We start from the raw sequence: 11,913 nt of genomic DNA, 5'->3' as shown, positions 1-11,913 counted from the left end.
ATTGGTATCATGGTTTATTATGACCTTACATTTGATAAATTTCATGAGGGTAGAGACCGGATTTACCGTGTAGTTGTAGACACTCAGGGACCTGATCAGGAAGGACATTCTAGAGGTGTTCCGGTACCGCTAATAGATGCATTGAAAGACAATAGTACTGGAATTGATCATGTGAGTCCTTTTTTCCTTGTTGGTTTTGATAAAGTAACTGTAGCATCTAGTCAAAAGGGATTTGAATGGCCCGGAGATATTGTGGTTGCTGACGAAGAATACTTTAAAATATTCAAGTATCATTGGCTTGCCGGATCGGCAGATGCAGCTCTTGAAAATCCATTTGAAGTGGTGTTGAGTAAAAGCAGGGCGGAAAAATATTTTCCCGGCAGATCCCTTGAAGAAATTATTGGTAATACCTTGATTTATGAGGATTCCTTAATTGTAAAAGTGACAGGAATTGTGGCTGAATTTGAAGAACGTTCTGACTTTATATTCAAAGAGTTTTTATCCCGAAAGTCTTTTCAAAACTCAGAGAGCTATGGGTATTTCTATGATAAAAGCTGGGGAAGTATCAGTTCATCTACTCAATTGTTTATTAAAGCGGATGAGTTTAATAATAAAACCGCTATTCTAGCGCAATTGGACGTTTTGGGGAAAGAAAATGAAAATGAAGAAATGGCCGCCTTGGGGTATTTCAGGTCCTTTCGGTTGCAAGCTTTGAAAAACCTTCACCTTAACGATATTTACGGTGTATTTGACAGCAGCCCTTACCGTGCAAGTGCTGATGTTTTAATAGGCCTGGGTCTTATTGCCCTCTTTCTATTGCTTTTAGGGTGCATTAATTTTATTAACCTCAATACTGCGCAATCTGCCAAGCGAGCCAAAGAAATTGGTATTCGAAAAACATTAGGCAGTTCCAAAAAACAGTTGGTCATTCAATACTTGGGCGAAACTTTTATTTTAACAGTTTCAGCAGCCATATTGTCCCTTTTCATGGCTACTTTTCTGCTACGCGTGTTTGCCGACTTTATACCATCGGGGCTTAGCATGGGTTTATTGCAAAACCCGGTATTAATTGTCTCATTAATAGGTTTATTAATTCTTATTGCTTTTTTAGCAGGTTTTTATCCCGCCCTTATCCTGTCAAAATATAAACCGGTGTCCGTACTCAAAAACCAATCGGTTTTGGATGGAGACAAGGGGAGTTTAAGAAAATTCTTAACCGTTTTCCAGTTTGTTATTGCCCAGGTGTTTATTATAGCTACACTGTTGGTAGGAAAACAGATAAACTACCTGATAAATAAGGATATGGGATTTAAATCGGAGTCTATTGCTTATATTAAAGCGCCAAGAACAATAAATGCCAATGAAAAATACCAGGCCTTTAAGAAGAGTATTAGCGCTATTCCGGAGATCAATGAAATAAGCATGGCCGGAGATCCTCCTGCCTCCCAAAGCTATTCAGGAAGAGGAGTAAGCTATTTTTCAGAGGGTAAGGAGAATCATGTTCAAATACAAATGCTCTCTGGGGATGAAAATTTCCTGAATTTATATGACATAGACTTATTGTCAGGAAGATTGCCACTCAATGATTCTATTTCTGAATATGTAATCAATGAGACCCTAATGCGCCATTTGGGATTCCAAAAACCGGAAGAGGTCATTGGCCAGCAATTTAAGGTAGGCAATGATAATATACCTATTGTAGGGGTAATGGAAGACTTTAACCAAAGTTCCCTAAGAGAGGAAATAGAGCCTATGGCATTTGTTCAGAATAATCAAAACTATACCCTTCACTTTTCCTTCCAAGCCAAGGATACAAAGCATTGGCCTAAAGCCATCAATAAAATTGAAACGCTGTGGCAGGAATTCTTTCCTGATGAAACGTTTAAAATTAATTTTGTAGATGATGATGTAAAACAATTTTACAGCCAAGAGCAAAAGACAGCCACACTTTTAAAATGGTCCACAGGTTTAGCCATACTTATCAGTTGCTTAGGACTTTTTGGCTTGGTTATCCACAGTACTGAAAAGCGAACAAAGGAAATTGGCATTAGAAAAGTCCTAGGGGCTTCCATCTTGCAACTTAATTTATTAATGGGGAAAGAGTTCTTTGTGCTCGTAAGTATTGCCTTTGTTATAGCTGTTCCGATAGCATGGTGGGGAATAAGCAGCTGGTTGCAAGAATTTGCTTACCAAACAACAATGAGTTGGTGGGTATTTCTCTTAAGTGGCGTAAGTTTATTAATAATCGCACTGGCAGTTATCAGTATTAAAATATTTACAACAGCCAATACCAACCCCGTGAAAAGTTTAAGTACGGAATAGGGGATAGCGTCTAAAGTGTTGGTCAAATGCTGACAAATATCTTATAGATGCCTTAGATTCTAGATTTAAATTCAGAAATTAATTACTGCCCAAAATGTGTAAATATATTGTACAAATTCTGTCAAAAGATTTTACACATAAATTTAAAATGAATAATTTAATAGTTGTAAAATACTGAAATTCATCCAATTAAATTTATGGCATGAAGATCGTAATTGAAATGAAGAAGGCCAATCCTAACAGAAATTTGTATACAATGCTACGACATAACTTAAAACTTTTCTTTAGAAACATTAAGCACAATAAAGGGTCTTTTATGATCAATACCTTTGGTTTAGGCATTGGCATCGCTTCATTTTTACTATTAACCCTTTATGTTCACAATGACCTGACCTATAATCGATTTCATGATAATTATGACAATATTTATAGGATTAGGGATGGTGAAACCGTACAGACCAAGGGACCTTTATTGCCTAAGTTGATGGAGGAGGTGCCGGAAGTAGTCAATGGTACACGGATATTCGATTGGGAGGGTTTTCGAATTAGCCATGGTGACAAAGCTTTTCAGGAAAATATTCATTATGTTGACCAAAGCTTTTTTTCCATCTTTAGTTTTCCTTTCACCGAGGGGTCCGATAGAAATCCTATCCAAGAAAAATACAGTGTGGTGATAAGTACAGACTTTGCTAAAAAGTATTTTGGGAATGAACCGGCAATAGGTAAGAAACTCCAAATAAAATTTGAAGAGGTTTTTTTGGAAGTAAAAGGGGTAGTAGACATTCCTTCTAATTCATCCATAAAATTTGATATCGTTTCTTCCTATGAAACAGGTGAAGAGATTTCTCCTTGGATAAAGGGAATTCATGACTGGTACAATACTTTTTCCATAAGCTATGTTCAATTAAAAGATGGGATAGCACCGGAAGCAATTGATGAAAAATTAAAGCAGATTGTTAAAGAAAATTATTTACCTGTAGGTCAAAATGAAACAGACCTCAATTTGTTACCACTCCAAGCCTATCATTCCACTGAAGAATCTAACCAAACTTTGATTGTTATCCTATGTATAATTGCATTGGGCATCATAAGTATAGCCATAGTTAATTTTATAAATTTAACCATTAATAGTGTACAGTCCCGAGTAAAGGAAATTGGAATTAAAAAAGTACATGGAGCTTCGGGAAGTGACATTATCGGACAAATATTGACAGAGTCTTTTGTGGTTAGCTTTATAGCTTTGCTGTTAGGGCTTATGTTGATGGGCTTATTTTTGCCAACATTTAATACACTCAATGATACAAGTTTGCAATTCACACCTTTTGAAAAGCCTGTTTTTATTTGGATCCCATTAATAATATGGGCCGTTGTAGGTGGTTTATCAGGGTTAATTCCTTCTCTTTTTTGGACCAAAGGAAAATTGACTGAAAGCCTTAAAGGGAATGTTTTTTCCGGTCTCAGGTCTTCTTCAGGGAGTCATTCTTTAATTGTAATTCAGTTTGCCATAGCGATAATTTTAATTTCAGGAACATTATTGGTAAGGAAGCAGGTGCAAGGCATGCTGGAAAAAGATCCACTATTCGATACAGAAAATGTAATCATTACAGAATTACAACCCTGGCAGTTTCCCAATATGGAGAATACCGGCAATAATTATGAGCGAATTGCCAAGGAATTGGAAGAGAGCCCTATGGTAGAATCGGTAAGTTTTTCTCAATGCATACCCGGGTATTATAGTGAAAACTACAATGTGTTTTTCCCTCAGGGAAAAAACTCAGAGGAATCCATACACCTGAGAAAAGCTTATGTCGGAGCCAATTATTTCAAAACTTTTGGCATTCAACAATTGTCAGGAAATGGTTTTGAAAAAGGCAATATAAATTATGAAAATGCCATAGTACTTAATAAAGCTGCTGCGCAAAAGCTTGGCTTTAATGAGGCAAATGGACAAATTTTAAATGAAAGTTCCAAACAAGGAGATATCCGTAAGGTAGTAGGAATTGTAGATAATTTCAGTTATCAGGGTGTTCAGCATCAAGCTCAACCTTTGATTCATATTTTTTCAGAGCAGGAAGACTATACCAATTGGGGCTTTTTATCCATAAAGGCCAAGGAAGGAGCCAGCTTGCAAATGCTCGAACAATTGAAACAAAAATGGAAGAGTGCATTTTCAGGAATTGAACCTAAGTTCTATTTTGCTGATGAAAAATTAAATGAGCAATACAAAGAATATGTCCAAATCAATACCCTGGTTGCATGGTTTTCTATTCTGGCAGTGCTACTTTCTTGCATGGGTCTATTTGCCCTGGCATCCAACTCAATGGCCAAGCGAACCAAAGAAATTGGTATCCGAAAGGTAAATGGCGCCACAATTTCTGAAATTCTTCTTTTGCTTAACAAGGATTTTCTAAAATGGGTAGTGTTGGCTTTTTTCATAGCCATTCCAATATCATGGTATGCCATGAAAAGTTGGCTGGAAGGTTTTGCCTTTAAAACTGAAATCAATTGGACTATTTTTTTGCTTGCAGGAATTGTCGCCATTGGCATTGCCATATTGACGGTCAGCTGGCAAAGTTTAAAAGCCGCCACTGCCAATCCAATACAAGCTTTAAAGGATGAGTAGTTAATTACAAAATAGATTTTAAAAATAATTGAATAATTCGATGTTAATAAAATTAAGCAATATTTTCAAATGGGTTCAACAAGGTGGAAGAAGGGTTTTTTTACTTAAGGACATTAATCTGGTTGTAGAAGAGGGAGATTTTATATCCATTATGGGCCCTTCCGGTTCAGGAAAATCTACCTTGCTCAATGTAATTGGTATGCTGGATGGTTTTGATGAAGGGGAGTACAACTTTCTTAATGAACCTGTCCATCAATTAAAGGAAAAGAAAAGAGCATTGCTTTTCAAACAATACATAGGTTTTGTTTTTCAAGCCTATCATTTGATTGATGAGCTGACAGTCTATGAAAACCTGGAAATGCCATTGCTCTATAAAAAGCATTCTGGATCAGAGCGCAAAGCCCTTGTTGCAGATATGTTGGATCGTTTTAATATTGTCGGCAAGAAAGATTTATTCCCGACCCAGTTAAGTGGAGGGCAACAACAGTTGGTTGGCATTGCCCGTGCCTTGATTGGTAAGCCAAAGTTAATCTTAGCTGACGAACCTACGGGTAACCTGAACTCAAAACAAGGCGAAGAAATCATGGAGTTGTTCAAGCAATTGAACAATGAAGGAGTCACCATTATCCAGGTAACCCATTCAGAAAAAAATGCTGCTTACGGGAAAAGAATTATACATTTATTGGACGGAAGAATGGAGGAAATTTGATCTTTTTCAGGGGAGTGTAGAGATATTAATTTTTCCATTCCCTGTTTCTTTAGCCTAAAAAATTGCATAATGCTATTACCATTTTGTTAAATTTGAGTTTGTTTTAAGGCTAAAAATGTAAAGTTGGTGTTAAATTCTAAACTTTTTACTTACGAGAGTGTTAATCTTTGTATTAATGGCTATATTGCGGCTGTAATTATTAAAGATTGATTTTCAAAGCGACAACATATCGAAGTATTGCTTTTGGGTTTTTAACTCTATTCCTTTCCCTTTTATTTATGCCCAGTATTGTGGTGGCAGCAATAGATGAAGAGGCAAATATATCCATGTTTTTTTCTTTTACTGAGGAAGAAACTAAGGAGCATGAAGTAAAATGTGAGTTAGATATTGATGATCTCGTTCCGACCAACCATTTATTATTGGCAAAATCGTTCGATGAAATTGTGTCTCGTAGATTGAACATTAATAATCTATATTTTAGTCTTTACGACCCGGGTATTATAGTACCACCTCCAGAGTTTAAATAATTTTTCTTTCGGTCCATGGCATCAAAATGGTGTCAATGGTTTTTTATCTACCCAATGATGTGAAATAGCGCAATCAAACCGGGTAAGAAATTTTAAACTCATAATAAAATTACATGAAAAGTAACAATCTATTTGCGCATCTGAAATCAGATGTTGCATCAGGTTTAGTAGTATTTTTGGTAGCTTTGCCATTATGCTTAGGAATAGCATTGGCCTCCGGTGCACCATTGTTCTCAGGAATTATTACAGGAATCATTGGTGGTATAGTTGTAGGTTTCTTAAGTCAATCGCATATAAGTGTTTCTGGCCCGGCTGCAGGCCTAACAGCAATAGTATTTGTAGCCATAGCTGATCTCGGCTATGAGACTTTTTTAGTTGCAGTTATTTTGGCAGGAGCCATGCAATTGTTGCTAGGTTTTGTAAAAGCAGGGACGATTTCGAATTATTTCCCTTCAAATGTAATTGAAGGGATGCTGGCCGGTATTGGTGTAATTATTTTTATTCAGCAAATACCCCTTGCTTTAGGTGCCGACGTAGAAATTAGCCCGGGATTTGGCTTATTTGCGGATATATTTGCTGCTTTTCTTGACATTCAACCCGGTATTTTAATCATCACTGTTGCTTCTTTGGCGGTACTCATCACCTGGCAGAAAACTCCTGCTTTAAGAAAGTTAAAATTAATTCCCGGAGCTCTGGTAGCAGTTCTGGTAGGCATTATAATAAATGGTTTATTTATTGCCACTAATAGCTCTTTTGCTGTAGGCGCTGAATCTTTGGTAAGCCTTCCCGTTCCTAAAAGTATAGAAGAGTTTAAAGGAATATTTGTTACCCCATCTTACGAAGCAGTTTTTAATCCTGGGGTCTGGATTGTGGCAGTTACCATTACAATTGTGGCCTCTATTGAGACCTTACTTTGTATTGAAGCAACGGAAAGGTTGGATCCTTACAAAAGATTTGTAAATACAAACGTGGAGTTGAAAGCTCAGGGAGTAGGAAATATGATTAGTGGTTTTTTAGGTGGATTGCCCATGACATCAGTGGTTGTAAGGTCTTCCGCCAATGCAAATTCAGGTGCAAAAACCAAAATGTCAGCCATAATTCATGGTTTCCTGTTGCTTATTTGTGTGCTGAGTATACCTATGGTTCTTAACCTGATCCCAATGGCCACTCTAGCGGCGATATTATTAACAATTGGTTATAAATTAGCCAATCCTTCTACCATTAAACGTTTTTGGGACCGTGGAAAATACCAATTCATCCCATTTATAGCCACTTTACTAGCAGTGGTTTTCTTAGGTCTGTTAAATGGAGTAGCACTGGGTATGATTATAAGCGTTATTTTCATTTTGAGAGGAAATATCAAAAAGGCTTATTTCTTCAGAAAAGAAGAATATAGAAATGGAGATGTGATCCACGTAGATCTCGCTCAGGAAGTTTCATTTCTCAATAAAGCAGCCATAAAGCTTACACTAAACAAGCTTCCGGACAATTCAAAAGTTATCATTAACGCATCTGATACAGTATATATAGCTCAGGATGTGTTGGATTTGATTCATGAATTCAAGATGGTAAATGCTAAAGAAAGAGGAATTAAAGTAATATTGATTGGTTTCAAGGATGCTTATCGCCTAGACAATGACATTGATACCAACAATAACGTTTATATAGACAAAAACCTTTTGTCAGAAGAAAAAATTAGCCAACTATTTAATAATTGATTATATCTACTGGCAATAATTTCCCTTTGAGAAAAACAATTCCGGACGTCGGGTATTGTCAATTAAGCTATCCGTTCAGCTTTTGTTAGATAGTAAAATTGACATTATATTGGTAGTTTAGAATTGAAATTTATCCAATGGGATGGATTACCATTGTTAATTGGAATATAACCCCCATAAAATAAACATATAGAAAAGAATGAAAGCACATACCGCAGAAACTCAGGCCACAATGACACCAGCAAAGGCCTTGGAAATACTACAAGAAGGAAACCAACGATTTGTAAGTAATTTAAAAGTTAACAGGAATCTACTTGAACAGGTAAATGCTACCAAGGATGGTCAGTTTCCATTTGCCATTGTTTTAAGTTGTATTGACAGCAGAACTTCAGCAGAATTGATTTTTGATCAAGGATTGGGAGATATTTTTAGTGTTAGGATCGCAGGAAATGTGTTGAATAAAGACATTTTAGGCAGTATGGAATTTGCTTGCAAACTCGCCGGTTCTAAACAAATAGTAGTACTGGGTCACAGTAAATGTGGTGCAATAAAAGGTGCCTGTGCAGGAGTGAAAATTGGAAATTTGACCGGTTTATTAGAGAAAATTGATCCGGCCATAAATGATGTTGCAGCGGAAATGCCCGGTAAGGATAATTCTGACCCTGAATTTATTACAGCTGTAGAAAAAAGAAATGTGATTACTACCATGGACATGATTTTACAAGAGAGCCCTGTCTTGAAGGAGTTGTACGAAAATGGGGAGATAGGGATGACCGGTGGCTATTATGATGTGGATACCGGAGAAGTTGCTTTTATGAAGGCAGTTTTAGGCGAACAGATTTAAATTTAAATAGTAGAAAAGCAGTTTTAAAGGTCTTGTAATGGATCTTTTAAAACTGCTTTTTTATTTCTTATTAATTTGCTATTTTTTATAGCATTGTAAAAGGGTTGATTTCAATTGAATTATTTGCTTGACAAGTCTTTAGAACTCCAATTACAACGGCATTTCCCGGAAAAAACAATGGTTAAAATACCCTTTACAATAGAATATTTTTTTTATAAAAACCATTTTCCATTGGTATCATTGAATCTCTCTACGATTTCCTGATCCTGGTCTAACGTGCACTCTATTTCTGCAATCAAATCAATCCCATTAGGAAAGGTTACTTCCGATTAAAAAGAAAAGAAACTGGATAAACGGAACTCAAGAACAATCTATAGTTTCATTGTCGGTGGTTTAGCTCAGAAAGTCAACCACTCCTCCATAAACCATCCTATTAGTTAATCCACGGTATGGGCCTACCTGCATAAGATGCCAATAAATGCGAAGTAAAGGCATAGTGACATAAGTTATATAGGTTGCTTAATCATAGGGGTACCCCTATAAATTTTGCTTTATTGTTTGGTCTGAAAACAAACATGATATAGGCCCAATTTTGATTTTCTTTAAGATCACCATTATTCTGAATATATTTAAAAGTATCAGAAGCTAAGAATTGACTATAACCGGCTTGAATTGAAACAAATGCACTGATTACCTTGCCTATGCTAAGATCGATTTCTGAACCAAATCTCTTGTCCAATTCAGGACCGCTATATTCATCTCTGAGTAGGGTTGCATTTGCGGAGAAATTATGGTAATCACCTTGTATCCAGAAACCCGAATCAAAATTATATCTTGTTCTTAGGTAAATATCCCTTAAGCCTACTGAGTTAAAATGATTCCCTACATAAAACAAGTCCATAAAACCATTGAAAGCGTGATTGGTGCCATAAAGCGGAGAGAATGACCTGTTTTCTTGTTTGTCATTCGTAGGAGTACCACTTATCTATTCAAAGGCTGCGGTAGCCGTATATTTGGTTCCCTTCTCTTTATTTTCAATTAGGGTATGGGTAATATGTGCACTTATATCATAAGCAGAAGTAGACCTGTTAAATATATCTTTGCCCAATTGGTAGTAAAAATATCCTGAAACCTGAGTTTTAGGCATGGAATAGCTTAAAGTTGGAAGGGCTAAGGTTTGTAAGTAGCGAATTCCTGTGTTGGTGGTGTTGGTACTATTGTCTATTTCCTGATACTGCCTTCCATCGTTCCAAAAAAGGAAAGCGTAATTTAATTTCCCTGTTTTGTTTTCATAGCGTACCAACTGAGCTGCCTTATAATTATTATAGGAAGAATAGACATGGTCTTGAATCTTTTGGTTTTCTTGGTTAAAACCAAAGCCAAAATGCAGTTTAGCATTTTCTTTTTCATACTTCATTAAAGCAAATTCATGGGACCTGGCTTGAAGTGCCCAATCAAGGTTTCCAAGAAATCGTGCATTGTCATAATTTAACTCCTGTCTTCCCAGTTTCAGCTTCCAGTATTCCCCAAAGTTAACTTCAGCCCAAGCTTCATGCACTGACAAATAATTGTCGGAAATATTGGCAGTGGAGCTACTTCCCCAAGTGCGAACATCCTGAATACTCATAAAAAAAGTAAGGCGATCGATCTTATAAATTGCTTGAATTCTAGCTCTATGGGCGATAAATCCGGCAGGATCCATATTTTTATTCAATAATTTTTGGTAGCCATGACGGTATTCACTTCGCACAAGCATTTGTCCGTCTACGCTGAATTGAGCAATGCTTTGATTGGGGTAGGAAATTAATACAAATAGTATTGAAATGACGGAATAAATGTTTTTCATAGTTTAAGTTTTAGGGTTGTTTACAATTTTGTTTTATTTCCAAACTTTAGAGAGTTATTTACCTGTTTCTCATGAAGAATTTTCTTGTAATCCTGTATTATTACAGTTCTATCCGGTTTTATTTTTGATCCAATAAAAAACTATTCCATGTATGAGGGTATATTGTTATTTAGTCAATACCAAAAAATTGCTGCAGATATGTGGTGAATAATGATATATTTCATAATTGAGCCAACTATCTTTAATAATAAAGTTTATCAAAACAAAAACCTAAAAATGACTATTAAATAACAAAATTTAAAATTTTGGGTAAAATATCTACATTTTTCTTGAAATTTGGGATTGATTTGCAATAATTTGGTTAAAAATTAACCTAATTTAGTCGATGAAATGCATGTTTTATTTATTGCTGATTTTAAATCTCCGTTCAATTGTACACCCACATCGGCTAAAAAGAACTACCAGTTTTTAGCTTAAAATATAAGATATTTATTGATGTATTTTATTTTCTGTGATATTAGACCCATGAGATTAAAATATATTTTAAGGCCCATTCATTGTCTTCTATTTGGCGTACTATTTTGGACCTTTGCAGGCAAAACAGACCATGTTATCGCCCAATCGGGCGATTGGAGAAATATAGAAAATGGTCGTATAATACCTGACAAAAGCTATAGTGACCAACCCTATATCGTAAAAACCGATGACGGCGCCTGGTTGTGCGTGATGACCACCGGGTCCGGCCATGAAGGAGCCAGTGGACAACATATCATCAGCCAGAGAAGTTTTGACCAGGGCATTACATGGGAAGAAATGATAGCAATAGAACCTTCAGACGGCCCTGAGGCTTCTTATGCAGTGCTTTTAAAAGCCCCTTCAGGTCGGATATTTGTATTCTACAACCATAATACCGACAATCTAAGGGAAGTCAAAGGAGATGATCCTCCTTATAAAAATGGTGTTGTCAAGAGAGTGGACAGCCAGGGCTATTTCGTTTTCAAGTATTCTGATGATCATGGCCAATCCTGGTCAGAAGACAGGTATACCATTCCCGTGCGTGAATTTGAAATTGACCGGAATAACGCTTATCAGGGAGATATCCGCTTTTTCTGGAATGTTGGAAAAGCCTTTTATCATCAAGGAACTGCCTTTGTTCCTTTGATCAAGGTGGGAGGGTTTGGAAATGGTTTTTTCACCTCCAATGAAGGGGTATTGCTCAAGAGTGACAATCTCTTTGATGTAGCTGATCCAGCTAATGCCAATTGGAATACCCTGCCCGAGGGAGACATTGGCCTGAGAACCCCAGAAAATGGTGGCCCTATAG

Annotated in this window: 9 protein-coding genes; 7 read left to right on the top strand and 2 right to left on the bottom strand. The window is 36.5% G+C overall.

The window, feature by feature from the left end:
• From AAC037_RS09020 to AAC037_RS08995, 6 genes are all read left to right on the top strand, one after another.
• Positions 1-2,322: FtsX-like permease family protein (locus AAC037_RS09020; RefSeq protein WP_339902678.1), on the top strand; the 2,322-nt coding region annotated here is incomplete at its 5' end.
• A gap of 202 nt (positions 2,323-2,524) precedes the next feature.
• Positions 2,525-4,945, top strand: coding sequence for an ABC transporter permease (locus tag AAC037_RS09015; RefSeq protein WP_339902677.1), 2,421 nt, complete (start codon positions 2,525-2,527; stop codon positions 4,943-4,945).
• Positions 4,946-4,985: 40 nt separating this feature from the next.
• On the top strand, positions 4,986-5,654 hold the full coding sequence (locus tag AAC037_RS09010; protein WP_339902676.1) for an ABC transporter ATP-binding protein: 669 nt from the start codon (positions 4,986-4,988) through the stop codon (positions 5,652-5,654).
• 278 nt (positions 5,655-5,932) lie between these two features.
• Positions 5,933-6,181 (top strand): hypothetical protein, encoded by a 249-nt coding sequence (locus tag AAC037_RS09005; protein WP_339902675.1) that lies wholly within the window; start codon positions 5,933-5,935, stop codon positions 6,179-6,181.
• Positions 6,182-6,294: 113 nt separating this feature from the next.
• A complete protein-coding gene (locus tag AAC037_RS09000) occupies positions 6,295-7,899 on the top strand; it encodes a SulP family inorganic anion transporter (protein WP_339902674.1) in 1,605 nt (534 codons plus the stop codon).
• Between the two features lie 199 nt (positions 7,900-8,098).
• Positions 8,099-8,743: a carbonic anhydrase family protein gene (locus tag AAC037_RS08995; RefSeq protein ID WP_339902673.1), complete on the top strand. Its 645-nt coding sequence runs from the start codon at positions 8,099-8,101 to the stop codon at positions 8,741-8,743.
• A gap of 523 nt (positions 8,744-9,266) precedes the next feature.
• On the opposite strand, the gene AAC037_RS08990 is transcribed toward AAC037_RS08995, so the two are convergent.
• Entirely contained in the window at positions 9,267-9,644 is a 378-nt protein-coding gene (locus AAC037_RS08990) for a hypothetical protein (RefSeq protein WP_339902672.1), read from the bottom strand.
• A gap of 84 nt (positions 9,645-9,728) precedes the next feature.
• The gene (locus tag AAC037_RS08985; protein WP_339902671.1) at positions 9,729-10,589 is read right to left on the bottom strand and encodes an alginate export family protein; all 861 of its coding nucleotides are present in this window, start codon (positions 10,587-10,589) and stop codon (positions 9,729-9,731) included.
• A gap of 525 nt (positions 10,590-11,114) precedes the next feature.
• Here AAC037_RS08985 and AAC037_RS08980 point away from each other — a divergent pair.
• The coding region (locus AAC037_RS08980) for a sialidase family protein (protein WP_339902670.1) at positions 11,115-11,913 on the top strand (799 nt) is incomplete at its 3' end.

The organism is uncultured Cyclobacterium sp. (genome assembly GCF_963976465.1).
GTDB lineage: Bacteria > Bacteroidota > Bacteroidia > Cytophagales > Cyclobacteriaceae > Cyclobacterium.
The sequence above is the reverse complement of the archived record's forward strand: the minus strand, read 5'-3'. Positions and strand labels throughout refer to the sequence as shown.